Source organism: Microbacterium sp. HJ5 (assembly GCF_054824025.1).
In genome coordinates this window covers 20036-45269 of record NZ_JSYE01000018.1, presented here as the reverse complement: position 1 = coordinate 45269, position 25234 = coordinate 20036, and the positions used below count along the sequence as shown (strand labels likewise).

The following is a 25234-nucleotide window of genomic DNA, read 5'->3' as shown; positions in this document are numbered from 1 at the left end:
GGCGCCGCCACACCCCACCAGACAGGAGAAGCGACCATGACCATGCTCGAGCCCGAGACGACCGTGACGGATGCCGCGCCCCCGGCGCTGTACCGCCTGACCGGGGTCACCCGCACCTACCGGCAGAAGGACCGCATCGTGAAGGCGCTCGCGGGCGTCGACCTCGAGATCGCCGAGGGCGACTTCGTCACGATCCAGGGGCCGACCGGCGGCGGCAAGTCGACGCTGCTGCAGTTGCTCGGCGCGCTCGATCGCCCGACGGAGGGGAGCGTCGCGCTCGGCGACGTCGATCTCGCGGTCGCCTCGAACGCCGAGCTCGGCCGCGTGCGCGCGCGGGACATCGGGTTCGTGTTCCAGGGCTTCAACCTCATCCCGACGCTCACGGCGGCCGAGAACGTCGACATGGCGCTCGAGCCGCTCGGCCTGGCGAAGGACGAGCGCGCCGCCCGCGTCGCGGAGGCGCTCGCCCACGTCGGCCTCGACGACCGCGGCGACCACCGGCCCGGCGAGCTCTCGGGCGGTCAGCAGCAGCGCGTCGCGATCGCCCGGGCGATCGTGAAGCGCCCGAGGGTGCTGCTCGCCGACGAGCCGACGGGCAATCTCGACGAGAACATGCGCGACGAGATCCTGGCCGTGCTCGAGGCGCTGTGCACCGAGGGCCTCACCCTCGTCGTGGTCACCCACGACTCGGCGGTCGCGAAGCGGGCTCGGCGGCGGCTCCGGCTCGAGCGGGGCACGGTGCGCGACATCACCCGCTAGGCGTCAGCCGGCGCTGCGGGCGTGGGCCACGATGCGATCGAACAGTCCATCGAGGTCCGCGTCCGCCCGCTGCTCCTCGGGATGCGCATCGTAGTGCGCGAGGATGCGGCGCGCGCCCTCGTCGAACGTGATGGTCGTGCGGAACTCCGGCACGAGGGCCGTCACCTTCGCGTTGTCGAAGAGCATCGAATGCGCCTTGTCGCCGACGAGGGTCGGGCCGAGCTCGGGCGCGAAGGCGGCGATCGTCTCGGAGGCGACATGCACGAAGTCCGGATGCCGCACCCCGGCCGCGTCTGCGAGCCAGCCGTAGATCTGGTTCCAGGTCGGCGCGTGCGAGCCGGTGATGGTGAAGGCGTCGCCCAGCGCGGCGGGGTTGCCCAGCAGCCCGGCGAAGGCGACGGCGAAGTCGTCGCTGTGCGTGATGGTCCACAGGCTCGTGCCGTCGCCGTGGACGACGACGGGGCGACCCTCCCGCATGCGGGCGATGTCGGTCCACCCGCCGATCGTCGGCAGCAGGCGCTCGTCGTAGGTGTGCGACGGACGGATGATCGTCACGGGCAGCCCGCGCTCGCGGTGCGCGGCCACCAGCAGGTCTTCGCACGCGATCTTCTCGCGCGAGTAGCGCCAGAACGGGTTGCGCAGCGGCGTCGACTCGGTGACGGGCAGCCGGCGCGGCGGCTTCTCGTACGCCGACGCCGAGCTGATGAACACGTACTGCCCGGTGCGTCCCTCGAACAGGTCGAGGTCTTGCTGGACGTGGTCGGGGGTGAAGGCCAGGAACTCGGCGACCACATCGAACTCGGCGTCGCCGACCGCTTCGCGCACCGACCCGGCGTCGCGCACGTCGGCGACGATCTCGCGCACGCCATCGGGCAGCGGCCGTCGCCCCGAGCCGCGGTTGAGCACGGTCACGTCATGCCCCTGCTCGAGGCCGCGCCGTACGCACGCCGCGCTGATGGTGCCGGTCCCGCCGATGTAGAGCACGCGTGTCGTCACGGCTCGACTCTAGCCCGGCGCCCGGACACGGCGGCCCGGCTGGGGGATCCGGCAGGAACCGGTCTAGCGGGATGTCCCAGGCGGGCGTTACCGTGACGCGGGTGACTGATCTCTCTCTGACTGATCTGGCGGCCGGAACGGTCGTCAAGCCGGGCGACGACGACTGGGACGCCGCCCGCGCCTTCCACTCCGGCGTCGGCGAGCCGACGATCATCGTGCGCGCGTCCACGGTCGACGACGTGCGCGCCGCCGTCCGCTACGCATCCTCAGAGCGCCTCGACGTCATGGTCCGCGGCGGCGGGCACAGCGCGTGGGGCGCCGTTCCCGGCGGCGTGACGCTCGACCTCGACGCGCTCGACGACATCCGGGTCGAGGGTGACCTCGTGCACGCCGGCGGCGGTGCGACATGGGGTGCCGTCGCGGCGGTGCTCGCCGAGCACGGACTGGGCGTCAGCTCGGGTGACACCGCGTCGGTCGGCGTCGGCGGGCTTACGCTCGGCGGCGGGATCGGGTGGATGGTGCGCGCATGGGGCCTCGCGGCCGATCAGCTGGTGGGCGCGCAGGTCGTGACCGCACGCGGCGAGGTGCTCGAGGTCGACACCGAGTCCCACCCCGATCTGCTGTGGGCGCTGCGCGGCGGCGGAGGCAACTTCGGTGTCGTCACCCGGTTCGACTTCCGCGCGCACCCTCTGACGGCGGTCGTGTTCGCGACACTCGGCGTCTCGGGCGATGCACGCCCCGTGCTGCGGGCGCTGCGCGAGACGATGCGCGACGCTCCGCGTGAGCTCACGGTGACGTACATGGACGTGCCGGCGATGGACCCGAACGCCCCGGCCGGTGCGACCATCACGGCGTGCTGGATCGGCGACGACGAAGACGCCGCCCGCGCCGCCCTCGCACCGCTGCTCGCTCTCGAGGGAGTGAGTGAGACCGAGCTGGGTGTGCGGTCCTATCCCGACATCCTCATGGACATGCCGGCCGCCGATCCCGACCAGCCGATGCCCGGGTTCGTCGGCGGCAACACGCTGCTCGAGGAGCTCACCGACGACGCCGTCGACCGCCTGGCGTCGTTCCGCGAGGCCAACCAGGCGTCGGTGCTGTTCCTCCGCTCGCTGGGCGGCGCGTTCGGCGACGTGCCGCAGGGCGACACCGCCTTCCCCGCGCGACACGCCACGTGGTTCGCCATGGCGGGGGCTTTCGACGTCCCGGGCCTGGTCCACGACGGCAACCGACCGCTGATCCAGGCCGAGTGGGACGCCATCGAGGCGCTCGGCGCCGCCCTGTACGGCAACTTCACGGTGTCGACGGATCCGGCTCTCGTGTCGCGCATGTACTCGCCGGAGACGATCGCGCGCCTCGCCGAGGTGAAGCGCCGGTGGGACCCGCAGAACCTGTTCTGCCGCAACCACAACGTGCGGCCGGCCTGACGCTCGCCGACGACGAAGCCCCCGCCGGACCGGGCGGGGGCTTCGGTCAGTCCGAGGTCAGTGGGTGTCCTCGGCCTCGATCTCGGTGCGGTCGCCCGACCACTGGGTGTGGAAGGTGCCGGGCTTGTCGACGCGCTGGTAGGTGTGCGCGCCGAAGAAGTCGCGCTGCCCCTGCACGAGGGCGGCGGGGAGCCGCTCGGCGCGGAGGCCGTCGTAGTAGGCCAGCGACGACGAGAAGGCGGGGGCGGGGATGCCGGCGCCCGCGGCGACCTGCACGATGCGGCGCCACGCGGCCTGGGCGCGGCCGAGGGCCTCGACGAAGTACGGTGCGGTGAGCAGCACCGGCAGGTCGGGGGTCTGGCCGTACGCGTCGGCGATGCGGTTGAGGAACTGCGCGCGGATGATGCAGCCGCCGCGCCAGATCTTCGAGACGGCGCCGAGGTCGATCTGCCAGTCGTACTCGGCGGCGCCGGCGCGGATCTCGTCGAAACCCTGCGAGTACGCGACGATCTTCGACGCGTACAGGGCGAGGCGGACATCCTCGATGAACGCATCGGCGTCGTCGACGGAGAGGCCCTCGGCGGGTCCGGGCAGGCCGGTCGAGACGGCGCGCTGCTCGGGGTGGCTGGACAGCGACCGGGCGAACACGGCCTCGGCGATGCCCGACACCGGCACGCCGAGGTTGAGGGCGGTCTGCACGGTCCACGCGCCGGTACCCTTCGCGCCTGCCTGGTCGAGGATGACGTCGACGAGCGGCTTGCCGGTGGCGGCATCGACCTGGCGAAGCACCTCGGCGGTGATCTCGATGAGGTAGGACTCCAGCTCGCCCTGGTTCCACTCGGCGAAGACGTCGGCGATCTCGGCCGGGCTCTTGCCGGTGCCGCGGCGGATCAGGTCGTAGGCCTCGGCGATGAGCTGCATGTCGGCGTACTCGATGCCGTTGTGCACCATCTTCACGAAGTGGCCGGCGCCGTCGTGACCGACATGGGTGACGCACGGCTCGCCCTCGGCGATCGCGGCGATCGACTTCAGGATCGGGCCGAGGGTGACCCAGGACTCGTCCGAGCCACCGGGCATGATCGACGGGCCGTTGAGCGCACCCTCCTCGCCCCCCGAGATCCCGGCGCCGACGAAGTTGATGCCGGTCTCGCGCACCGCCTTCTCACGACGGATGGTGTCGGTGAACAGCGCGTTGCCGCCGTCGACGATGATGTCGCCGGGCTCGAAGACGTCGACCAGGGCGTTGATGACGGCATCCGTGCCGCCGCCGGCCTTGACCATGATGATCGCGGTGCGCGGCTTCTGCAGCGACGCGGCGAACTCGTCGTACGAGAACGCGGGCACGAACTCTGCCTCGGGGTGCTCGGCGACGAGGGTGTCGGTCTTCTCGTGGCTGCGGTTGTAGATCGCGACCGTGTTGCCCTCACGGCTGGCGAGGTTGCGGGCCAGGTTCGAGCCCATCACCGCCAGACCCACCACACCGATGTTCGCCGTCGGCGCCGCCGCCGAGTCGGGACCGGTCGGCTCGGGCGCCGGACGTGAGACCTCCTCGGGGCGAGGGGCCCCCTCGTGCTCGCGCGTCGCGCCGGGCTGGTCGTCGCGATCGGTCGAGATGTTCGTCTGCGCCGCGGGCTCGTTCGAAGACACACGCACTCCTGGGGTGAGAGAAGGGGAGGGTTCCAGCCTAGAGTCTGGCGTGCCCGTGTTACGCGGGAGGGGCGTCCTTCTCACCGTCTCCGCACCGGAGTTGTGAGGCGGCGCGGCTCAGTCCTTGCGGTAGCTGGAGCGCCCGAGCGACCAGAACGCGCCGATCGTCAGCACGGCGCCGACGGCGGCCATGGCGCCGATCAGCCAGAACAGCGCGTGGGACAGAAAGCCGTATTCCATCGGAGTCCTCCGTCGGGATGGGGGTGCGGTCCCCATCGTAGCGGCCTGGTAGACTCGACCCTTGAACTTCGGCGAGGGATGCCTCGCGCCCGCAGCAGACGGCGGGATGCGGCATCCGTGATCGACGCAGTGGAGCAGGCCCACGGCTTTCCTCACGCGTGCGCGTTCGAGTCGAAAAACCCACATACCTGGGCCCGCCACCCGTGCGGACCCGCGATCAGAACGGGCACACGCCCGCGAGGAGAAATCATGGCCACCGAGACCGACACCAAGGTCCACGCCGAGGTCCGCGAGAACTTCGGCAAGGGCTTCGCCCGCCGCCTGCGCGCCGCAGGCAAGATCCCCGCCGTCATCTACGGCCACGGCACCGAGCCGGTGCACGTGGCGCTGCCCGGCCACCAGGTCGCGCTGCTCGTCCGCCGCGCGAACGCCGTGCTCGAGCTCGACGTCAACGGCAAGGAGCAGCTCACGCTGGTCAAGGACGTCCAGAAGGACCCCGTGCACCAGATCATCGAGCACATCGACCTCCTCGTGGTGAAGAAGGGCGAGAAGATCCAGGTCGACGTGCCCGTCGTCGTCCACGGCGAGCCCGCCGCCGGCACGATCGCCAACCTCGACGCCACGAGCATCGCGCTCGAGGTCGAGGCGACCCACATCCCGCAGCACGTCGAGGTCGACGTCGAGGGCCTCGAGGACGGCACGCACATCACCGCCGCCGACCTGAAGCTCCCCAAGGGCGCCGTGCTCGTCGCCGACGCCGAGACGCTCGTCGTCGCCATCTCGGTCCCGGCCGCGACGCTCGCCGCCGAGGACGAGATCGCCGAGGCCGACGCCGAGGTCGCCGCCGAGCAGTCGGAGGAGGCCGAGGAGGCCAAGGCCGCCGAAGAGGGCGCGTCCGAGTAAGGACCACCCCGCAGCATCCGGTCGAAGCCCGTCCCCGATAATCGAGGGGGCGGGCTTCGCCGTCGGAAGGGCAGGACTGATGTCACAGGCGTGGCTGATCGTGGGTCTCGGGAACCCCGGACCCCGCTACGAGCTGACCCGGCACAACGTCGGCCAGCTCGTGCTGGACGAGCTCGCGGCGCGGCGCGGTGAGTCGTTCAGCGCGCACAAGGCGAACGCCCGCGTGGCCGAGACCTGGCTGCGTCCCGGTGGCGCGAAGCTCATCCTCGCCAAGCCGAACACGTTCATGAACGTCTCCGGTGGCCCTGTCGCGGGGCTCGCGAAGTTCTACGGCGTGGAGCCGGAGCACGTCGTCGTCGTCCACGACGAGCTGGACATCCCGTTCGACACGATCAAGCTCAAGACCGGCGGTGGTCACGGTGGCCACAACGGCGTCCGCGACGTCGCCAAGGCGCTCGACTCGGGCGAGTTCGCGCGCGTGCGCGTCGGCATCGGGAGACCGCCCGGACGGCAGGACCCGGCCGACTGGGTGCTCGACCCGTTCGGCGCGACCGAGCGGAAGAACCTGCCGATCCTGCTCGGCGACGCCGCCGACGCGGTCGAGCAGCTCGTCGACGAGGGGCTCCTCGCGGCGCAGCAGAAGCACCACGCGCCCCGCGGCTGACGCTTCGCGGCAGGCTGCTCAGGCCCCGATGCCGGAGCCCGCGCCCGCGCCGAAGCCCACGCCCATGAATGCCTGCAGGACCACGAAGAACACGACGGGTCCGAGCGCCGCGATGACGACGGCGGCGATCGCGAATCCGCGACCGCGGTTCTTCACGACGGCGATCACGCCCTGCACAAGCGCCCACACGCCGACGGTCGTGCCGAGCCAGAAGGACGTCTCGGCGAGGAGCACCCAGTCGCGCACGGGGGTGAGCACCGACCAGTCGAAGTCGGCGCCGAGCGGGAGGTTCGCGGTCTGGCGCCCGGTGCCGAGGCCGATCCCGAATCCCGCGATGCCGGCGCCGAGCACCGCGCCCGCAGTGGCGACGATCGACAGCACGAGAGCGACGACTCCGAGCCCTCGGCCGCCGGAGCGAGGAGCGGATGCGGCGACCGCGGCCGGCGGGCCGGAATGAGCGCCGGCGGCGTAGGGCCACGCGGGGTTGGGCGCCGACGTCGGTGCCGGGTACCCCGCGGGCGGCGCGTAGCCCGCTGGAGGGGCGTACCCCGCAGGCGGGGCGTACGCGGGAGCGACGCCCGGCGCAGCGGCATAGCCCGCGGCACCGCCCGGCGCAGCGGCGTGGCCCGCGGGGCCGCCGAACGGGGGAGCGGCGGGCGCGGTCCACGGGGCGGCGGAGGAACCCGGCTGCTCCGGTGTCGGGGGGAGCGTCTGCTCGGGGCGGGGCGCAGACGTCTGCTCGGCGGGGTCGCTCACGCGCTCATCCTACGGCGGACGTGCGCGACGCCCGCACCCGCAGCGGCGGCGGCGTCGGAGCCCGGCGGTAGACTCGTGCAGTGACAGTTCCCGGGATCGTGCGCGCCCTCGAGCAGGCTGAGTCTTTCCGGGATGCGGTGGGAGCGGCATCCGTCGACGGTGATTTCTCGCTTGTCGAAGGACTTGACGCACCGCTGCTCTCCGCCCTCCTCGAGCGCCGCCGCGCCGCAGGCAAGCCGCCGGTCATCCTGCTGATCACGCCGACCGGACGGCGCTCCGAGTCGCTCGGCCCGGCGCTCGGCGCGCTGCTGCCGGGGGCCGACGTCGTCCACTTCCCCGCCTGGGAGACCCTGCCGCACGAGCGGCTCAGCCCGAGCGCCGAGATCGTCGGCAGCCGGCTCGACGTGCTCGGCCGCATCGCCCGCTGGACGGGTGAGACGCCCCTCGTCGTCACCGCCTCGGTGCGCGGCGCGATCCAGCCCCTCGCCGCCGGTCTCACCGACGTGCCGCCGATCGACCTCGTCGTCGGCGGTCGCGGGCACGAGCTCGGCGCCGTGTCGCTGCGTCTCGTCGAGCTGGCGTACCACCGCGTCGACATGGTGTCGCGCCGCGGCGAGTTCGCCGTGCGCGGCGGCATCCTCGACGTCTTCCCGCCGACCGCGCCGCACCCGTACCGCGTCGAGTTCTTCGGCGACGAGGTCGACCAGATCCGGGCCTTCTCCGTCGCCGATCAGCGATCCCTTCCGGGGGAGGTGCGCGAGGTGTCGCTCATCGCGAGCCGCGAACTGCTGCTCACCGAGGCGGTGCGCGGGCGCGCCCGCCAGCTGAAGGACGAGTTCCCCGGGCTCACCGGCATGCTCGAGAAGATGTCCGAGGGCATCCCGGTCGAGGGCATGGAGTCGCTCCTGCCGGCCGTCGTCGACGGGCTCGTCACTCTCGTCGACTACCTCCCCGAGGGCGCGGCCGTCGCCCTCGTCGATCCCGAGCGCGCCGTCACGCGCGCGATCACCCTCGGCGAGACCAACCGCGAGTTCCTCGAGGCGGCATGGAGCGCGGCGACGGCCGGCGCGCAGACGCCGATCGACCTCGGCGCCGGCGACTTCCTCACGCTTCCCGCGCTGCGCGAGGCCGCCCACGCGCGCGGCGACGTGTGGTGGACCCTGAGCGCCTTCGATTCCGGCGAGGCGGATGCCGCGGCCGAGGGTCTCCTCGACATCGACGCGGCCCTCGAGGCGGCCGCCGTGATCCGCGTCCCGGGATCGCCCGTGCCGTCGTTCCAGGGCAACATCGACGGCGCGACCGCGCACGTGGGGCAGCTGCTCGCCGACGGCTGGCGGGTCGTGGTCGCGGCATCCGGAACCGGACTGGTCGAGCGCGCACGCGACGTCCTCGCCGAACGCGGCATCGCCGCGCGCAGAGTCGACGACGTCGCAGACCTGCCCGAGCCGGGCGTCGCGCACGTCGTGGCGACGACGCTCGAGCGCGGCTTCGAGGCGGCCGATGCGAAGCTCGCAGTGCTCACCGAGACCGAGTTCTACGGGCGCACGATCGGCGGCGACCAGCGCGTGGTGAAGAAGCTGGCGTCGCGACGCAAGAACGTCGTCGACCCGCTGCAGCTCAAGCCCGGCGACCACGTCGTCCACGCCACCCACGGCATCGGGAAGTTCGTCGAGCTGACCCAGCGAGAGGTCTCCAGCGGGGGGCGCAACGCCGTGAAGAGCGTGCGCGAGTACCTCGTGCTCGAGTACGCGCCCTCGAAGCGCGGGTACCCCGGCGACAAGCTCTTCGTGCCCACCGACCAGCTCGACCTGCTCTCGCGCTACGTCGGGGGCGAGGCGCCGAGCCTGTCGAAGATGGGCGGCAGCGACTGGGCCGCGGCGAAGGGCCGGGCACGCAAGGCCGTGCGCGACATCGCGGTCGAGCTTGTCAAGCTCTACTCGGCGCGCATGGCCGCGAAGGGATACGCCTTCGGACCCGACACGCCGTGGCAGCGCGAGCTCGAAGAGGCGTTCCCCTTCGCCGAGACGCCCGACCAGCTGCAGACGATCGACGAGATCAAGGCCGACATGGAGAAGCCGATCCCGATGGACCGCCTGCTGTCGGGCGACGTCGGCTTCGGCAAGACCGAGGTCGCCGTCCGCGCCGCCTTCAAGGCGATCCAGGACGGCAAGCAGGTCGCGATGCTGGTGCCCACGACGCTGCTCGTCAAGCAGCACCTCGAGACGTTCACCGAGCGGTTCGCCGGCTTCCCCGTGAAGGTCAAGGCGCTCTCGCGCTTCCAGACCGACAAGCAGGCGCGCGAGGTCGTCGACGGTCTCGCCGACGGCACGGTCGACATGGTCATCGGCACGCATCGCATCCTCACGGAGAAGGTCCTGTTCAAGGACCTCGGACTCATGATCATCGACGAGGAGCAGCGCTTCGGCGTCGAGCACAAGGATCAGCTGAAGAAGCTCAAGACCAACGTCGACATCCTGGCGATGAGCGCAACGCCCATCCCACGCACGCTCGAGATGGCGGTGACCGGCATCCGCGAGATGTCGACGCTCCAGACGCCGCCGGAGGACCGGCATCCGATCCTCTCGTACGTCGGTCCGCGCAACGACAAGCAGATCGCCGCCGCCATCCGCCGCGAGCTGCTGCGCGAGGGCCAGGTCTTCTTCGTGCACAACCGCGTGCAGTCGATCCAGCGGGTCGCGGCCGAGCTCGCCGAGCTCGTGCCCGAGGCGCGCATCGCCGTGGCGCACGGGCAGATGGGCGAGCACGCGCTCGAAGAGGTCGTCGATGCGTTCTGGGAGCGCCGCTTCGACGTGCTCGTGTGCACCACGATCGTCGAGACGGGTCTCGACATCTCGAACGCGAACACCATCGTCATCGACCGCGCCGACAAGTACGGCCTGTCGCAGCTGCACCAGCTGCGCGGGCGCGTCGGCCGCGCACGCGAGCGCGCGTACGCGTACTTCCTCTACGACGAGATGAAGCCGCTCAGCGAGACGGCGGCCGATCGCCTCGAGACGATCGCCGTCAACAACGACCTGGGCAGCGGCATGCAGGTCGCCCTGAAAGACCTCGAGATCCGCGGGGCGGGCAACCTCCTGGGGGCCGAGCAGGCCGGTCACATCGCCGGCGTCGGCTTCGACCTCTACCTGCGCATGATCGGCGAGGCGGTGTCGGCGTTCCGCGGCGACGATGTCGAGGGTCCGGCCGAGCTGAGGCTCGAGCTGCCGGTGCAGGCGCGCATCCCGGAGTCCTACATCGACAGCGAGCGCCTGCGCCTCGAGGCCTACCAGAAGCTCTCGGCCGCGGCATCCGTCACCGCCAAGGACGACGCGATCGACCTCGTGATCGACGAGCTCGCCGACCGGTACGGCGAGCCGCCCGCCGACGTCGAGGGGCTTCTCGCCGTCGCGCGGCTGCGTCGCCGCGCCGCACAGGCCGGGCTCACCGACGTCGTGGCCATGGGCCCGAACCTGCGCATCGCCCCGGCGAACCTGCCCGATTCGATGCGGGTGCGCCTGCAGCGTCTGCACCCGAAGGCCAAGCTGCTGCAGGGCGGCGAGGCGCTCGTCGTGCCGCTGCCGACGGCAGGCGGGGAGCGCGTCGCCGACGCCGACCTCATCTCGTGGGTGGGGCAGCTGCTCGATCAGCTGTGGCCGGTCAAGGAGCCCGAGGCGGCACCGGCGGCGAGCTGAGCCCGCCCGGCGGGACTACGCTGGCCCTGACCGAGGAGGGTCCATGCGGTTCGAGCACCTCGGGGCGCAGCCCCGCATCCACCCCGACGCCGTCATCGCGGCGACCGCCGTGATCAGCGGCGACGTCGAGATCGGCCCCGACTGCCAGGTGCTGCACGGCGCCGTGATCACGGCCGAGGGCGGGGCGATCACCCTCGGCGAGAACGTCATCGTGATGGAGAACGCGCTCATCCGGGCGACGTCGACCAACCCGGTGCACATCGGCGACCATGTGCTCGTCGGTCCGATGGCGAGCGTCTCCGGCGCGACCGTCGGCGACGAGGTCTTCCTCGCGACGGGCACCCGCGTGTTCAACGGCGCGCGCGTCGGCGAGCGCAGCGAGGTGCGCATCAACGCCGTCGTGCACCTGCGCACGACGCTCCCGCCCGAGTCGACGGTGCCGATCGGCTGGGTGGCGGTCGGCGATCCCGTGCAGATCCTCCCGCCCGACCAGCACGAGCAGATCTGGGCCGCCCAGCGCGAGCTCGACTTCCCCGGCTACGTCTTCGGGCTCGACCGCGAGACCCCCGACCTGATGGTGCAGCTCACCGAGCGTTACGGCCGCAGCCTCGCCCGCCACGCGGACGACCGACGGGTCGACTGAGCCGGGCGGGCGGACGCGCACGCGCAGGAGATTCCGGATGCCGCGGGGCGCGGCATCCGCTCGCTCTGCGTCCCTCAGTCCCAGACCAGGTGGCAGTCGCGGCAGGCGAACTCGAGGCTGTCGATCCAGCCCTGGTCGAGATCGCCGCGTCGATCGAGGTCGACGCGGAACCACCGCGGCTCGGTCGCCCGCACATCGAGCGACCCGCAGCCGGGACATACTTCGGCGACGACGATCCGTGCCATGCGGCCACGGTAACCCCGTGACCCGCGATCGACGGAAGCGACGCGCGTGTCAGCCGGTGTTCTGCAGACCCGCCGCGACGCCGCTCACCGACAGCAGCAGCAGACGCTGCTGCTCGGGGTCGACCGGCGCGCCCTCGGGCGCGTCCCGCAGTGCGCGGAGCGCCCGCAGCTGCAGGAGCGACAGCGCGTCGACGTAGGGACTGCGCATCTTGACCGCGCGCTGCAGCACCGGCTTGTTGCCGAGCAGCTCCGTGCCGCCGGTGATCGCGACGACCCAGGAGCGGGTCAGCGCCATCTCGTCGCGCACGAGCGCGGCGAGGTCGTCACGGTCGCCGAGCTCGAGGTAGTGCCGGGCGATGCGGTCGTCGGCCTTCGCGAGGCTCATGGCGACGTTGTCGATCAGTGTGCGCAAGAGCGGCCATTCGTCGTAGGCGCGCTGCAGCAGCGGCTCGTCTCCGACGGCCTCGAGCGCCGTGCCCAGGCCGAACCACCCGGCGAGGTTGATGCGGGCCTGGGTCCATGCGAACACCCAGGGGATCGCCCGCAGGTCTTCCAGCGACTCGACCGACAGGCCGCGGCGCGCGGGGCGCGAGCCGAGCGCGAGCAGGCCGATCTCCTCCATGGGCGTGACGCGTGCGAACCAGGGAGCGAAGCCGGGAGCCTTCACCAGCGAGAAGAAGCGGGCTCGGGATGCCTCGTCCATCGTCGCGGCGACGCCCGCGTACCGCTCGGCGGCGGCGTGGTTGCGCTCCTCGTTCGACGGGGACGACGCGAGCAGGATCGCCGCGGCGACCTGGTCGATGTGGCGCATCGCGATGGCGGGGTCGCCGTAGCGGGCGAAGATGACCTCGCCCTGCTCGGTGAGCTTGAAGCGGCCGTCGACCGAGTGCGGCGGCTGCGCGAGGATCGCGGAGTTCGCCGGTCCGCCGCCGCGGCCGAGGGCGCCGCCGCGGCCGTGGAAGAGCGTGAGCTCGATGCCGTTCTCGCGCGCCCACGCGGCGATGGCGGCCTGCGCCTCGTAGAGGGCGAGGTTCGCGGCGACGGGGCCGACGTCCTTCGACGAGTCGGAGTAGCCGAGCATGACCTCGAGCCGTCGGCCGGTCGCCTCGAGACGTGCGGCGAACTCGGGGTGGTGGACGATCTCGGCGAGGATGCGCGGTGCGGCCTGGAGGTCTGCGAACGTCTCGAAGAGCGGGATGACGTCGAGCACCGGCACGTCGCCGTCGGGACCGACGGCGTAGCGGGCGAGGCGGTGCACGTTCGCGAGGTCGTCGGCGGACTGCGTGAACGACACGATGTAGCGGCCGGCGGCGCGCGGGCCGTAGCGCTCCTGCAGGAAGGCGACCGACCGGAAGACGTCCAGCACCTCGTCGGCCTGCTCCGAGCGCGGGCCGCCGGCGTCGAGCTCGGCCAGCACCTTGGCGTGGACGGCCGAGTGCTGCCGCACCTCGAGCTCGGTCAGGTGGAAGCCGTACGTCTCGACCTGCCACAGCAGCTGCTGCAGGTGACCGTACGCCTGGCGGGCGGCCCCCGCCTGCACGAGCGAGTCCTGCACGACGCGGAGGTCGGCGAGGAAGTGCTCGGGGTCGCGGTAGGCGAGGTCGGCGTTGCGCTCGCGGGTCGCGGTGAGCTTGCGGGCGAGCAGCAGCAGGATGCGGCGGTACGGCTCGTTGGGGGAGCGCTTGGCGATCTCGGCCGCGGCGTCCTCGTCGGCGGCCGAGAGCCGCTGCCACAGTGCCACGAGCGCGGCGCTCGGCGGGGTGGTGGTCGCGTCGAGGGTGAGCGTGCGCCCGATGCGGCTCGTCGTGCGCTCGAGGCCGAGCAACACGTGCTCGCTGGCGATCTTCGCCGCCTTGCGGGTGACGGATGCCGTGACGAAGGGGTTCCCGTCGCGGTCGCCGCCGACCCACGAGCCGATGCGCACGAACGGGCGCACGACGGGCGCGCGCCCGCCGGCCGCAGGGCCCTGGAGGGCGTCGTCGACGCGGCGGTAGACGTGGGGGACGGCGGTGTAGAGGGTCTCGTCGAAGACGGACATGACGGCGCGCACCTCGTCGGTGGGTGAGGGCTTCTCCGGTCGCAGCGGCGCGGTGCGCCACAGGGTGTCGACCTCTTCGAGCATGCGGCGCTCGGCGCGACGCTCGTCGGCGCCGTTGCGCAGCGACGCGTCGTGCTCCTCGAGCAGGGTCGCGAGGCGCCGGATGCTGGACGACACCGCACGGCGCCGGGCCTCGGTCGGGTGCGCCGTGAACACGGGGTGGAAGCGCAGGTTCTGGAGCCGTGCCAGCGCGGTGTCGTCGCCGACCTCGGCGGCGAGGCGCACGAAGGCGGCGGCGACCGAGTCGGTCGCCCGTTCGCGGTCGGGACGCCCGTCGCGCTCCCGGAGGATGCGCACGCGCTGGTGCTCTTCGGCGAGGTTCACGAGATGGAAGTACGCCGTGAACGCCCGGGCGACCTCGTCGGCGCGCGCAACCGTGAACGAGTCGGCGATGGCGGCCGCGCGGGCGAAGGCCTCGGGGGTCTCGTCGGTATAGGCCTGGATCGTGGCGATGCGCAGCCGCTCGACGTCGTCGAAGAGCCCGGGCGACCCGCTCTCGCGGAGCACCTGGCCGAGGAGCGATCCCAGCATGCGCACATCGGCGCGCATCCGCTCCGGAATCTCCTGCTCGGCCTCGAAGCGCCCGACGAGGTCGATCGCTTCGGTTCGGGTGAGTTCGCGCATCCCTCCACGGTAATGCCGCGGCGCGGGGCCTCCGTCCGGCGCGACCTCGTGTGACGGGTGCGGGTGGCTAGACTGCCTCGAGGAGTGCCGGGAAGTCTGGTCGGCGAGTCATCGGCGACCCTCGCCGCCGACATGCTGGAAGGACCCGGATGGCTTTGTTACGTTCTGCCCGCTTCCCGGCGATCGTGCTGCTCGTGGCGGCCGCGGCCGGCCTGATCGTGGCCAACAGCCCCGCCGGCGGCCCGGTCGACGACTTCCTGCACACGTACGTCGGCATCCCGGGGTTGTTCGAGCTCACCATCGATCACTGGATCGCCGATGGCCTGCTCGCGGTCTTCTTCTTCGTCGTGGCGGTCGAGCTGCAGTACGAGCTCACAGCGGGGCAGCTCAACTCCGGCCGCAAGGCGCTGCAGCCCGCGATCGCCGCGGCGGGCGGCGTCGTGGTGCCGATCGCGATCTACCTGGTCTTCGCCTTCGGCACGAACGCGGCCGACGGCTGGCCCATCCCCACCGCGACCGACATCGCCTTCGCCCTCGGCGTGCTCGCGGTCTTCGGCAAGGGGCTCCCGCCCGCGCTGCGCGTCTTCCTCCTCGCCCTCGCGATCCTCGACGACATCGTCGGCATCATCTTCATCGCGGTGCTGTTCACCACCGATGTCGACTTCGGGATGCTGGGCCTCGCCGTGGTCGCCGTCGTGGCCTTCGGCATCCTGAGCCGTCTGCTCGACGGGCGTGCGAAGGTGCCGATCGCGGTCGCTCTCGTGGTGCTCGCGATCCTGGCGTGGGCGTTCGTCTACAAGTCGGGAGTGCACGCGACCATCGCCGGCGTCGCGCTCGGTCTCGCGATGGCGCAGCGTCCTGCGCTGCGCGTGCGGCACGCTCTCGAGCCGTGGGTCAACGGCGTCGTGCTGCCGCTGTTCGCCTTCAATGCGGCGATGGTCGTGATCCCCTCGGTCTCGCCGGGCGAGCTGTCGCCGGCGTTCTGGGGCATCCTCGTCGCGCTGCCGGTGGGCAAGATCGTCGGCATCGCCGCCTTCGGGTGGGTGTCGCTGCGGATCGGCGACCGGTCGGCCGCTCCGCCGTTGAAGCTCGGCGACCTGCTCGCCGCCGGGGCGCTGGGCGGAATCGGCTTCACCGTCTCGCTGCTGCTGTCGGAGCTGGCGTTCGGCGATGCCCCCGCCATCCGCGACCAGGCGATCCTCGGCGTGCTGGCGGGTTCGGTCATCTCCCTCATCGCGGCCGCGATCCTCGTATCGTGGCGGGCATGGCACTACAGGCGGCAGGCGACGACGACGGCGGACGCCTCGACGTGACGGCATCCGATCCGCTTCGCGAAGCGGCAGACACGATGCGCGCGGTGCGCGACCGGTGCGTGTGGACGCAGCAGATCGACCACCGGGCGCTCGTGCCGTACCTCGTCGAGGAGAGCGCAGAACTCATCGACGCCGTCGAGGAGGACGATCGCACCGAGCTGCGCGAGGAGCTCGGCGATCTGCTGTGGCAGGTGCTGTTCCACGCCGAGATCGCCTCGCGCGACGCCGACGACCCGTTCGACATCGACGACGTCGCCCGCGGCCTGACCGACAAGATGGTGCGCCGGCATCCTCACGTCTTCGGCGACGCGGTCGCGAACACGCCGGAAGAGGTCCTGGTGCACTGGAACGCCGCGAAGGCCGCCGAGAAGAGCGCGCGCACCAGCGTGCTCGACGGAGTGAGCGAGCGGATGCCGTCGCTCGCCCTCGCCCAGAAGCTGCTCGGCAAGGCCGCGCAGGTCGGCGTCGACGGCGGGTCTCGGCGACCCGGCGCCGCGCCGGAGTCGGAGGCCGACCTCGGCGACGCCCTGCTGGGGCTCGTCGCGGCAGCCCGGGCGCACGGCTGGGACGCCGAGCGCGCGCTGCGCGAGCGCCTGAGGGCGCTGACCTCCGAGGTGCGCGCGGCCGAGGGCACCGCCGCGCGTCTGGAAAACTAGAGCCGTGGCATCCGTGAACCCGCCGCGCGGCATGCGCGACTTCCTCCCCGCCGACAAGGCCCGCCGCGAGCGCGTGCTCGCCGTCATCCGCGAGCGCTACCGCATGCACGGATTCGACGAGATCGAGACCCCGGTCATGGAGGAGCACGCGCGGCTCCACGCGGGCATCGGCGGCGACAACGAGAAGCTCGCCTACAACGTGCTCAAGCGCGGGCTCGACGGCGACGCGGTGCGCGCGGCGGCCGACGACCAGGCGCAGCTCACCGACCTGGGGCTCCGCTACGACCTCACCGTCCCGCTCGCACGGTTCTACGCGAGTCACCGGGGCGAGCTGCCGACGGTGTTCCGCTCCGTCCAGATCGCCCCCGTCTGGCGCGCCGAGCGCCCGCAGAAGGGGCGTTACCGCCAGTTCATGCAGTGCGACATCGACATCATGGGGGATGCCTCGGCCCGCGCCGAGTCCGAGCTCATCGTCGCCACGCTGGACACCCTCGACGCCCTGGGCCTGGAGGGCGGCAGCGTGCGCATCAACGACCGCCGGGTGCTGGACTGGATGCTCGACAGCTTCGGCTTCGCGCCCGGGGAGCGCCCGGGCGTGCTCATCACGATCGACAAGCTCGACAAGGTCGGCCCGACCGGGGTGGCTGCCGAGCTCCGGGAACGCGGGGCGACGGCATCCGCCGTCGACGCGTTCGAGGCGTTCCTCACGCGGCCCATGATGCTCGAGTACCACCCCTTCGGCGAGCGGCAGATCCGCAAGCTGCTCCCCGAGGGGGCGCCCGACGACGCCGTGACGCACCTCGTCGGCATCGGCGAGGCGGTGGCTGCGGCACGATCGGCGACGGCGGGCTCCGACGACGCGGCGCTCGCCGACATCCCGCTCGTCTTCGACCCCTTCCTCGTGCGCGGCATGGGGTACTACACGGGCACGATCTTCGAGCTCGCGCACCCCTCGGTGGACTACTCGCTGGGCGGCGGGGGGCGCTACGACGGCATGATCGGGCGCTTCCTCGGACAGGACGTGCCCGCCGTCGGCTTCTCGATCGGGTTCGAGCGGATCGTCGACCTGGTCGATGCGACCCGCGACGACGCGGAAAGCGCCGTCGTGCTGGTCCATGACCGCGACGTGCCCGAGCGCGAACTGCTCGCGCACAAGGCGTCGCTCGTGGCCGACGGCTCGCGCGTGCGCCTCGAGCACCGCACGAAGAACCTCAAGGCCCTCCTCGAGCGCGCGGCCGCCGACGGCTACACGGCGTTCGCGACCGTCTCGGCAGGAGTGGCGCCGGGCTCGCTCGAGCTCAAGCCGCTCGCGTGAGGCGCAGGCGCAGCATCCGGTAGACGATCCCGGCGATCGCGACCAGCGCGCCCGCCGCCACGCTCTGCCACGGCAGGGTGAGCCCGAGCACGACGCACCCGGCCGCGCCGACGACCTGGAGCACGCGCGGGTAGCGGCGCACGTCCGCCCCCTGCCGGAACGCGGCGATGTTCGCGACGAGGTAGTACAGCAGCACGCCGAACGACGAGAAGCCGATCGCGCCGCGCAGGTCCACGACGGCGACGGTCGCGACGACGATCGCGCCGATCACGAGGTCGGCGCGGTGCGGCACGTGCCATCGCGGGTGCACCGCCGTCAGGAAGCGGGGCAGGTCGCCCTCGCGAGCCATGGCGAACGAGGTGCGTCCGATTCCGGCGATGAGCGCGAGCAGAGCGCCGAGGGACGCCGCGGCCGCCCCCACCCGCACGACCGGTTCCGCCCACGCCCAGCCCGCAGCCGCGGTGGCTGCTGCGACCGGATCGGGCGAGGCGGCCAGGGCCGCGGGTCCGAGCGTGGACAGGACCGTCACGGCGACGAGCGCGTAGACGACGAGCGCCCCGGTGAACGCCAGGACGATCGCGCGCGGGATCGTGCGGACAGGATCGCGCACCTCTTCGCCCATCGTCGCGATGCGCGCGTAGCCCGCGAACGCGAAGAACAGCAGACCCGCCGACTGCAGGATCCCGTACCAGCCGCCCGACCACAGCGCGCCGGGGCCGAGCCAGCCCGGTGCGTCCGGTGCCGCCCCGCCCGCCGCGACGGCCACGGCGAGCGTGAGCAGCACGACGATCACGATCGCCCGCGTGACCTGCGCCGTGCGGGTGACGCCGAACCAGTTGACGGCCGTCAGCGCCGCGACGGCCGCGATGGCGACGGGACGCTCCCAGCCCGGCGGGGCGGCGTACGCCGCGAACGTCAGCGCCATGGCCGCGCAGCTGGCGAGTTTGCCGATCACGAAGCCCCAGCCGGCGACGAATCCCCACCAGGGATTCAGCTCCGCGCGGCCGTAGGCGTACACCCCGCCCGATGTGGGGTGCACGGCCGCGAGCTGCGCGGTCGAGGTCGCGTTGCCGAAGGCGACGAGGGCCGCCAGCGCGAGTCCGATCAGCAGCCCGCTCCCGGCCGCGGCGGCTGCCGGGCCGAACGCGGCGAACACGCCGGCCCCGATCATGGAGCCGAGGCCGATGAACACGGCGTCGCCGAGACCGAGACGGCGCTGCAGCGCGGGAGAGCTCACGTGCGAACCCTAGTCGCCGCACGGGAACGCGACGGAGACGGATGCTTCGCCGTGCGTCATGATCGACGAATGAGCCTGCGCATCCACACCGTGCTGGTCCCGTTCGGGCCTGCGACCGCGATCGAGCTGACCGACGAGCAGGTCGACGGGCTGGGCGGAGGGAAGCGCGCCGCCGTGGTCGTGACCATCGGCGACCGCTCGTCGAGACTGCGGCTGGGCGTGATGGACGGACGCAACCTGATCGGCATCTCGAAGGCGAATCGCGCGCAGCTCGGTGTCGACATCGGAGACGAGATCGATGCCGAGATCGCCCTCGACCAGCAGGAGCGGGTGGTCGAGGTGCCCGATGACCTCGCGGCGGCCCTGCGGGCCGGCGGCGTCAGCGCGGCCTTCGATGCGCTCAGCTACAGCCGCCGGAAAGAGCTCGCTCGCGGCGTGGCGGAGGCCAAGCGTGCCGAAACGCGTGAGCGACGCATCGCGGCGGTCGTCGACGAGCTCGGAAGCTGAGCCGCGCCACCGCCGCGTCACCGCCGCGACGGTCGCCGTTCACCGGGCCGGGGTCCCATGGCTCCGTGCGTCGTCTCGGAGTGCTGCTGGCCGTGGTGGTCGCGCTCGCCGCGGGGGGCGCCGCGCTCCGCGCTCTGCTGCACCGGCAGGCGGGCATCGCGCGCCGCCGCATCGGCAAGCCGCTGGGCGAAGAGGCCCTCGACGCCGATCGGGTCTGGCGGCCCCGCCACGACGGCGTGCCGATCGAGCTCGCGCTGTTCGGGGACTCGATCGCGGCCGGCCTCGGCGCCGAGCGGCGCAAGGACACCCTCGGTGCGCGGCTGGCGAAAGGCCTCGCGCGTGCCGCGCACCGGCCGGTGCGGCTGCGCACCGCGGCGGCGGTCGGCGCCGAGTCGTCGATGCTCGCCGCACAGCTGGACGACCTCCCGGGCGATTACCGCCCCGACGTCGCGGTGATCGTGGTGGGTGGCAACGACGTCACCCACCGCGTACCGGTGCCGGTGGCGACGGCGCATCTCGTCGCCGCGATCGAGCGCCTTCGCGGCCGTGGTGCCGAGGTCGTGGTCGGCACCTGCCCCGATCTGGGAGCGCTGAGGCCCGTCCCGCAGCCGCTGCGCTCGCTCGGCTCGCGCATGTCGAAGCAGCTGGCCGATGCGCAGGCGCTCGCCGCGGTGCGTGCCGGGGCGAGCGTGGTGTCGCTGCGCCGCGCCGTCGGCCCGTTCTTCGTGGCGCAGCCCGACGAGATGTTCAGCCTCGACCGCTTCCACCCGAGCGCGCTGGGCTACCGCCGCACGGCCGAGGCGCTGCTCCCGGCCGTGCGCGCCGCGCTGGCGCCGCGCGAGGCCGTCAGCGCGGCGGCGTCGCCGCGGCCGTGACGCGCATCTTCTCGCGCACGTAGACCTCGCGGCGAACCCGCGCGACGACGTCTCCCGAGGCATCCGTGATGTCGGTCTCGAACCACTCGAGCACTTTCGCGCCGCCGCGGGCTCGCTCGCGCAGTTCCTCGGCCTTCGCCGCCGGCACCTCGAAGCGGGCGGTGAGGACGCCGCGCCCGGGCTTGACGAACTCGATCTCGCCGCGGGTGTCCCACACGACGTAGTCGCGCCCGAGCTGGTGCATCACGAGCATGAAGAAGTAGGGGTCGGTCATCGCCGACATCGAGCCGCCGAACGCCGTCTTGACGTAGTTCCGCGTGATCACGTTCACGTGCAGCTCGACGATCGCGCTGGTCCAGTCGTCGGCGAACCTCTTGACCCGGATGCCGCTCCACAGGTTCGGGGCCCACAGGCTCATTCCGGCGGCCAGTCGTCGCGGGGTGATGCGCATGCGGTCATCCTGCCGACACGTGGCCCGCAGCACCGCATCGGTTGTCGGCGCCCCACAACTGTTCTACTTGTTATAGAATACTCGTGTGCTCGTTCGAATCGACCCCGCCAGCGAAGAGCCCATCTTCGTGCAGATCGCGGCCTCCGTCCGCGCCGATGCCGCGGCCGGTCGCCTGCGCACCGGCGACCGACTCCCGTCCGCCCGTGATGTCGCCGATGCGCTCGGCGTCAACCTGCACACCGTGCTGCGGGCGTATCAGGATCTCCGAGACGAGGGGCTCGTCGACATGCGCCGGGGCAGGGGAGCCGTGGTGACCGATGCCGCGGTCCCGCTCGCCGCGCTCCACGCCGACATCGCCGCCCTCGCCGCCCGCGCCCGCGCGCTGGGCCTCTCGCCCGACACCCTCGCCTCGCTGCTGAAGGAGCACCGATGACCCGTCCGAACGTCTCCGAGCCCGTCCGCCGCGCGCGCCGCGCCTATCTCGTCGTGGCCCTGTGGGTCCCGCTCGCACTCACCGCCGTCGCTGTCGCGCTGATGCTGATCTGGCTCCCCGAGGTCCCTTCCACGATCGCCGTGCACTGGGGCGGGGACGGACAGCCCGACGGGTTCGGGCCGGCGTGGTCCGCCCCGCTCATGGCGGCGGCGGTGGGCTGCGGGCTCGCGGCACTCTTCGGCGCCATCGGCTGGGGCGCGGGGCGCGCCGGTGAATGGGGGCCGACCCTCCGCTTCCTCGGCGCGCTCGGCTGCGGGACGACGGCCTTCCTCCTGGTGCTCGTGACGGCGTCCTTCGCCGCCCAGCGCGGGCTCGCCGACGCCGCCGGCGCCGCGAGCATCGGGCTCCCGCTCCTCCTCGGCTTGGGCGCGGGCGCGGCGGCGGGCGTCGTCGCCTGGTTCGCGCAGCCCGCGGTGTCGGTCAGCGGGTGCTCGCCGACGGCCGCGGTGCCCGACGTCGCGCTCGCAGAGGGCGAGCACGCCGCGTGGCTGCGCACCACCACCATGTCGCGTCCCGCGATGGTCGCGATCCTCGGCGTGACGCTGCTCATGGCGGCCCTCGCCGTCGCGGCAGGTGTGCTCGGCGGTGCGCTCGGGTGGCTGTTCGCCCTGCTCGCACTCCTGTTCACCGTGCTCACTGCGACCTCGTGCGTGTTCCGCGTCAGCGTCTCGGACGCCGGGCTGCGCGTGCGCTCCGTGGCGGGGCTGCCGCGGTTCGGCGTCCCCCTGGCCGATGTGCAGTCGGCGACCGTCGTCCGTGTGGATCCGACCGCCGAGTTCGGCGGCTGGGGCTTCCGTCTCGGTCTCGACGGACGCTTCGGCATCGTGCTCCACGCCGGGGAGGCCATCCAGGTGGTGCGCCGCCACGGTCGCACGTTCGTCGTGACCGTCGACGACGCGGCCACCGGCGCCGGCCTGCTGACCGCACTCGCCGCCCGCTCGCGCGCGGCGCGCCCTTGACGCGGAGGGCGGCGCGCTTGTTGGCTGAACCCATGAGCGACCCGACTCCCGAACTGTGGCGCCGCGTCGACGCCTACCTCACCGAGATCCTCGTCGGCCACGATCCCGGCCTGGAGCAGGCGGTCGCCGACCAGAACGAGGCGGGGCTGCCTGCGATCGAGGTGGCTCCGGTCAACGGCAAGTTCCTGCACCTGCTCGCCCGGATCAGCGGCGCTCGCCGCGTGCTGGAGATCGGCACCCTGGGGGCATACTCGACGATCTGGATGGCCCGCGGCATCCCGGACGACGGAGTGATCGTCACGATCGAGGCGGAGCCCCGCATCGCCGAGATCGCGCGCGCGAACCTAGAGCGCGCCGGCGTGGCCGAGAAGGTCGAGATCAAGCTCGGGCGCGCGGCCGACGTGCTGCCGACCCTCGACGGTGATGCGCCCTTCGACCTGGTCTTCATCGACGCCGACAAGGAGTCGAACACGATCTACCTGGATTGGGCGGCGCGGCTCGGGCGCCCGGGCACGGTCGTCGTCGTCGACAACACGGTGCGCGGGGGCGAGGTGGCCAACCCGGCGACGGAGAATCCGCAGATCATCGGAGTCCAGCGCGGGCTCGAGATGCTGGGCCGCGACCCGCGGTTCGACGCCACGGCGCTGCAGACGCTCGACCTCAAGGGGTGGGACGGCGTCGCGCTCGCGATCGTCGTGTGACAGGGGTGCCCACGGCGAGCGACCCCGCGTGACGCCCTCGCCTGTGCCGGGGCATCCCGATCACTAGACTCGAACGCGGACCGACGACGCTCCGAAGAACCACCCTCCACAAGCAAGGAGTCCCCCTGTGGCACTTATCGAGGCTGTAGGCGCGCGCGAGATCCTCGACTCGCGCGGTAACCCGACCGTCGAAGTGGAGGTGCTCCTCGACGACGGAATCGTCCAGCGTGCGGCCGTCCCCTCCGGCGCGTCCACCGGAGCCTTCGAGGCGTACGAGCTGCGCGACGGCGACAAGAGCCGGTACAGCGGCAAGGGCGTGCTCAAGGCCGTCGCCGCCGTCATCGACGAGCTCGGCCCCGCGATCGAAGGCGTCGACGCCAGCGAGCAGCGCATCATCGACGAGATCCTCATCGAGGTCGACGGCACCGACAACAAGTCGCGCGTCGGCGCCAACGCGATCCTCGGCGTCTCGCTCGCCGTCGCGAAGGCCGCGGCCGACTCGGCCGACCTCCCGCTGTTCCGCTACCTCGGCGGCCCCAATGCGCACATCCTGCCCGTGCCGCTGTTCAACGTCATCAACGGCGGCGAGCACGCCGACAACGGCATCGACATGCAGGAGTTCTTCCTCGCGCCGATCGGCGCCGAGACGTTCTCCGAGTCGCTGCGCTGGGGCACCGAGGTCTACCACGTCCTCAAGGGCGAGCTGAAGGCCGCGGGCTTCGCCACCGGCCTCGGCGACGAGGGCGGGTTCGCCCCCGACCTGCCCAGCAACCGCGAGGGCCTCGACTTCCTCGTGAAGGCGATCGAGAAGGCCGGCTTCACGCCGGGCACCGACATCGCGCTTGGCCTGGACGTCGCCGCCACCGAGTTCTTCAACGACGGCGTGTACCGCCTCGACAACAAGGACTGGACCGCCGCCGAGCTCACCGAGTACTACGTCGGGCTCGTCGACGACTACCCGATCGTCACGATCGAGGACGCGCTCGCCGAGGACGACTGGGACAACTGGAAGGCCCTCACCGACGCCCTGGGCACCAAGACCCAGCTCGTCGGCGACGACCTGTTCGTCACCAACCCCGCGCGCCTGGCCGACGGCATCAAGCGCGGCGTCGCCAACTCGCTGCTGGTGAAGGTGAACCAGATCGGCACGCTGTCCGAGACGCTCGACGCGGTCGACATGGCGCACCGCGCCGGCTACACGGCGATGCTGTCGCACCGCTCGGGCGAGACGGAGGACACGACGATCGCCGACCTCGTGGTCGCGACGGGTGCCGGTCAGATCAAGAGCGGCGCGCCCGCCCGCAGCGAGCGCGTCGCGAAATACAATCAGCTTCTGCGCATCGAGGAGGAGCTGGGCGACGCGGCGACGTTCATCGGCCGTGCGGCCTTCCCGCGCTTCCAGGGCTGAGAGGCGCTGAGCGACAGCGTTCGACATCGAGAGGGGGAGCCGTGGCCAAGACGACGGCTCCCTCTTCTCGTACCCCGCGGCGGCGGGTCGAGCGGCGTCCCGTCGACGTGCGCGGCTGGCTCGGCGGCATCCGGCTGTCGGGGTTCATGGTGATCATGCTGGGCCTCGTCGTCCTCGCCGCCTTCGTGCTGGTGCCGACCATCGGGACCTACGTCGACCAGCGGCAGCAGATCGCGGCGCTCGAGGCAGCCGTCGAGGTCAGCAGGGAAGAGGTCGCCGAGCTCGAAGCGCAGCGCGACCGCTGGGCCGACCCGGCGTACATCACCACGCAGGCCCGCGAGCGGCTCTACTACGTGCGTCCGGGCGAGGTCGTGTACCTCGTCGACAACGACCTGCCCCCCGAGCTCCTTCCGCAGGAGTCGGCACCGGTGAGCGACGAGGTCGAGCAGACCCGCACCGACTGGATGGCGCAGCTCGTGCGCTCGGTCGCGGCGGCCGGCCTCGCGCAGACGGTCAAGACTCCGACGGTCGGCGTTCCCGATCCCGAGCCCACGCCCGGGGCCACCCCCGAAGGGACCCCCTGACGAGCGGCGGCGGCCCGGGCGCGGCATCCGCGTTCCAGCCG

At 72.2% G+C, this 25234-nt stretch carries 24 protein-coding genes; 16 read left to right on the top strand and 8 right to left on the bottom strand.

From position 1 onward, the window contains the following. Positions 1–36: 36 nt before the first annotated feature. The gene (locus OB08_RS09755) at positions 37–759 is read left to right on the top strand and encodes an ABC transporter ATP-binding protein (protein ID WP_461474329.1); all 723 of its coding nucleotides are present in this window, start codon (positions 37–39) and stop codon (positions 757–759) included. 3 nt (positions 760–762) lie between these two features. On the opposite strand, the gene OB08_RS09750 is transcribed toward OB08_RS09755, so the two are convergent. Further along, positions 763–1755 carry an NAD-dependent epimerase/dehydratase family protein gene (locus tag OB08_RS09750; protein ID WP_461474255.1) on the bottom strand — a complete coding sequence of 331 codons (993 nt, stop codon included), beginning with the start codon at positions 1753–1755 and terminating at the stop codon, positions 763–765. A 101-nt stretch (positions 1756–1856) separates the two neighbouring features. Here OB08_RS09750 and OB08_RS09745 point away from each other — a divergent pair, with 101 nt between their 5' ends. Then, the gene (locus OB08_RS09745; RefSeq protein ID WP_461474254.1) at positions 1857–3182 is read left to right on the top strand and encodes an FAD-binding oxidoreductase; all 1326 of its coding nucleotides are present in this window, start codon (positions 1857–1859) and stop codon (positions 3180–3182) included. A 57-nt stretch (positions 3183–3239) separates the two neighbouring features. On the opposite strand, the gene gndA is transcribed toward OB08_RS09745, so the two are convergent. Further along, positions 3240–4667 carry an NADP-dependent phosphogluconate dehydrogenase gene (gene gndA, locus OB08_RS09740; protein ID WP_461474328.1) on the bottom strand — a complete coding sequence of 476 codons (1428 nt, stop codon included), beginning with the start codon at positions 4665–4667 and terminating at the stop codon, positions 3240–3242. 279 nt (positions 4668–4946) lie between these two features. Next, positions 4947–5069 (bottom strand): hypothetical protein, encoded by a 123-nt coding sequence (locus OB08_RS09735; RefSeq protein ID WP_461474253.1) that lies wholly within the window; start codon positions 5067–5069, stop codon positions 4947–4949. Positions 5070–5318: 249 nt separating this feature from the next. On the opposite strand from OB08_RS09735, the gene OB08_RS09730 reads away from it, so the two are divergent. Both OB08_RS09730 and pth read left to right on the top strand, forming a co-directional pair. Continuing rightward, on the top strand, positions 5319–5972 hold the full coding sequence (locus OB08_RS09730; protein ID WP_461474252.1) for a 50S ribosomal protein L25/general stress protein Ctc: 654 nt from the start codon (positions 5319–5321) through the stop codon (positions 5970–5972). A gap of 79 nt (positions 5973–6051) precedes the next feature. After that, positions 6052–6636 carry an aminoacyl-tRNA hydrolase gene (gene pth, locus OB08_RS09725; RefSeq protein WP_461474251.1) on the top strand — a complete coding sequence of 195 codons (585 nt, stop codon included), beginning with the start codon at positions 6052–6054 and terminating at the stop codon, positions 6634–6636. Positions 6637–6654: 18 nt separating this feature from the next. Here pth and OB08_RS09720 read toward each other — a convergent pair whose 3' ends face one another. Then, positions 6655–7392 (bottom strand): hypothetical protein, encoded by a 738-nt coding sequence (locus tag OB08_RS09720; RefSeq protein ID WP_461474250.1) that lies wholly within the window; start codon positions 7390–7392, stop codon positions 6655–6657. An 80-nt stretch (positions 7393–7472) separates the two neighbouring features. On the opposite strand from OB08_RS09720, the gene mfd reads away from it, so the two are divergent. Further along, positions 7473–11084: a transcription-repair coupling factor gene (gene mfd, locus OB08_RS09715; RefSeq protein WP_461474249.1), complete on the top strand. Its 3612-nt coding sequence runs from the start codon at positions 7473–7475 to the stop codon at positions 11082–11084. Between the two features lie 43 nt (positions 11085–11127). Continuing rightward, a complete protein-coding gene (locus OB08_RS09710) occupies positions 11128–11727 on the top strand; it encodes a gamma carbonic anhydrase family protein (RefSeq protein ID WP_461474248.1) in 600 nt (199 codons plus the stop codon). A 74-nt stretch (positions 11728–11801) separates the two neighbouring features. Here OB08_RS09710 and OB08_RS09705 read toward each other — a convergent pair whose 3' ends face one another. Together OB08_RS09705 and OB08_RS09700 are read right to left on the bottom strand one after the other, a co-directional pair. Next, positions 11802–11972: a hypothetical protein gene (locus OB08_RS09705; protein ID WP_461474247.1), complete on the bottom strand. Its 171-nt coding sequence runs from the start codon at positions 11970–11972 to the stop codon at positions 11802–11804. A gap of 49 nt (positions 11973–12021) precedes the next feature. Then, positions 12022–14694: a phosphoenolpyruvate carboxylase gene (locus tag OB08_RS09700; protein WP_461474246.1), complete on the bottom strand. Its 2673-nt coding sequence runs from the start codon at positions 14692–14694 to the stop codon at positions 12022–12024. Positions 14695–14843: 149 nt separating this feature from the next. Between OB08_RS09700 and nhaA the strand changes: the two genes are divergently transcribed. Genes nhaA through hisS form a run of 3 tightly spaced genes read left to right on the top strand, consistent with a single transcriptional unit; the run spans position 14844 to position 17978 of the window. Further along, complete coding sequence (gene nhaA / locus OB08_RS09695; protein WP_461474245.1) at positions 14844–16007, top strand: Na+/H+ antiporter NhaA; 1164 nt, start codon at positions 14844–14846, stop codon at positions 16005–16007. Continuing rightward, positions 15959–16663 (top strand): nucleoside triphosphate pyrophosphohydrolase, encoded by a 705-nt coding sequence (locus tag OB08_RS09690; protein WP_461474244.1) that lies wholly within the window; start codon positions 15959–15961, stop codon positions 16661–16663. Before nhaA ends, OB08_RS09690 begins: the two co-directional genes overlap by 49 nt. Positions 16664–16694: 31 nt before the next feature. Beyond that, positions 16695–17978, top strand: a complete 1284-nt coding sequence (gene hisS / locus OB08_RS09685) for a histidine--tRNA ligase (protein WP_461474327.1) — start codon at positions 16695–16697, stop codon at positions 17976–17978. Here the strand turns inward: hisS and OB08_RS09680 are convergent. After that, positions 17962–19215 carry an APC family permease gene (locus OB08_RS09680; RefSeq protein WP_461474243.1) on the bottom strand — a complete coding sequence of 418 codons (1254 nt, stop codon included), beginning with the start codon at positions 19213–19215 and terminating at the stop codon, positions 17962–17964. The genes hisS and OB08_RS09680 overlap by 17 nt on opposite strands. A 69-nt stretch (positions 19216–19284) precedes the next feature. Here OB08_RS09680 and OB08_RS09675 point away from each other — a divergent pair, with 69 nt between their 5' ends. Beyond that, on the top strand, positions 19285–19722 hold the full coding sequence (locus OB08_RS09675; protein WP_461474242.1) for a YdeI/OmpD-associated family protein: 438 nt from the start codon (positions 19285–19287) through the stop codon (positions 19720–19722). Between the two features lie 65 nt (positions 19723–19787). After that, positions 19788–20597, top strand: coding sequence for an SGNH/GDSL hydrolase family protein (locus tag OB08_RS09670; RefSeq protein WP_461474241.1), 810 nt, complete (start codon positions 19788–19790; stop codon positions 20595–20597). Here OB08_RS09670 and OB08_RS09665 read toward each other — a convergent pair. Next, positions 20569–21048, bottom strand: a complete 480-nt coding sequence (locus OB08_RS09665) for a PaaI family thioesterase (protein WP_461474240.1) — start codon at positions 21046–21048, stop codon at positions 20569–20571. The genes OB08_RS09670 and OB08_RS09665 overlap by 29 nt on opposite strands. A gap of 85 nt (positions 21049–21133) precedes the next feature. Between OB08_RS09665 and OB08_RS09660 the strand changes: the two genes are divergently transcribed. The 5 genes from OB08_RS09660 to OB08_RS09640 all read left to right on the top strand — a co-directional run bounded on the left by OB08_RS09660 (position 21134) and on the right by OB08_RS09640 (position 25193). Beyond that, positions 21134–21481 (top strand): GntR family transcriptional regulator, encoded by a 348-nt coding sequence (locus OB08_RS09660; RefSeq protein ID WP_461474239.1) that lies wholly within the window; start codon positions 21134–21136, stop codon positions 21479–21481. After that, positions 21478–22500 (top strand): DUF1648 domain-containing protein, encoded by a 1023-nt coding sequence (locus OB08_RS09655; RefSeq protein ID WP_461474238.1) that lies wholly within the window; start codon positions 21478–21480, stop codon positions 22498–22500. The genes OB08_RS09660 and OB08_RS09655 overlap by 4 nt, the downstream gene beginning before the upstream one ends. Positions 22501–22532: 32 nt before the next feature. Then, the gene (locus OB08_RS09650) at positions 22533–23201 is read left to right on the top strand and encodes an O-methyltransferase (protein ID WP_461474237.1); all 669 of its coding nucleotides are present in this window, start codon (positions 22533–22535) and stop codon (positions 23199–23201) included. 127 nt (positions 23202–23328) lie between these two features. After that, a complete protein-coding gene (eno, locus tag OB08_RS09645) occupies positions 23329–24609 on the top strand; it encodes a phosphopyruvate hydratase (RefSeq protein ID WP_461474236.1) in 1281 nt (426 codons plus the stop codon). A gap of 41 nt (positions 24610–24650) precedes the next feature. Then, entirely contained in the window at positions 24651–25193 is a 543-nt protein-coding gene (locus OB08_RS09640) for an FtsB family cell division protein (RefSeq protein ID WP_461474235.1), read from the top strand. The last annotated feature ends 41 nt before the right edge of the window (positions 25194–25234 follow it).

Bases quoted from the DNA above. Each gene is read 5' to 3' on its own strand.
- OB08_RS09755 (WP_461474329.1), top strand. From the start codon at position 37: ATGACCATGCTCGAGCCCGAGACGACCGTGACGGATGCCGCGCCCCCG.
- OB08_RS09735 (WP_461474253.1), bottom strand. From the start codon at position 5,069: ATGGAATACGGCTTTCTGTCCCACGCGCTGTTCTGGCTGATCGGCGCC.
- OB08_RS09730 (WP_461474252.1), top strand. From the start codon at position 5,319: ATGGCCACCGAGACCGACACCAAGGTCCACGCCGAGGTCCGCGAGAAC.
- pth (WP_461474251.1), top strand. From the start codon at position 6,052: ATGTCACAGGCGTGGCTGATCGTGGGTCTCGGGAACCCCGGACCCCGC.
- OB08_RS09710 (WP_461474248.1), top strand. From the start codon at position 11,128: ATGCGGTTCGAGCACCTCGGGGCGCAGCCCCGCATCCACCCCGACGCC.
- OB08_RS09705 (WP_461474247.1), bottom strand. From the start codon at position 11,972: ATGGCACGGATCGTCGTCGCCGAAGTATGTCCCGGCTGCGGGTCGCTC.
- OB08_RS09700 (WP_461474246.1), bottom strand. From the start codon at position 14,694: ATGCGCGAACTCACCCGAACCGAAGCGATCGACCTCGTCGGGCGCTTC.
- nhaA (WP_461474245.1), top strand. From the start codon at position 14,844: ATGGCTTTGTTACGTTCTGCCCGCTTCCCGGCGATCGTGCTGCTCGTG.
- OB08_RS09690 (WP_461474244.1), top strand. From the start codon at position 15,959: ATGGCACTACAGGCGGCAGGCGACGACGACGGCGGACGCCTCGACGTG.
- hisS (WP_461474327.1), top strand. From the start codon at position 16,695: ATGCGCGACTTCCTCCCCGCCGACAAGGCCCGCCGCGAGCGCGTGCTC.
- OB08_RS09675 (WP_461474242.1), top strand. From the start codon at position 19,285: ATGAGCCTGCGCATCCACACCGTGCTGGTCCCGTTCGGGCCTGCGACC.
- OB08_RS09665 (WP_461474240.1), bottom strand. From the start codon at position 21,048: ATGCGCATCACCCCGCGACGACTGGCCGCCGGAATGAGCCTGTGGGCC.
- OB08_RS09655 (WP_461474238.1), top strand. From the start codon at position 21,478: ATGACCCGTCCGAACGTCTCCGAGCCCGTCCGCCGCGCGCGCCGCGCC.
- OB08_RS09650 (WP_461474237.1), top strand. From the start codon at position 22,533: ATGAGCGACCCGACTCCCGAACTGTGGCGCCGCGTCGACGCCTACCTC.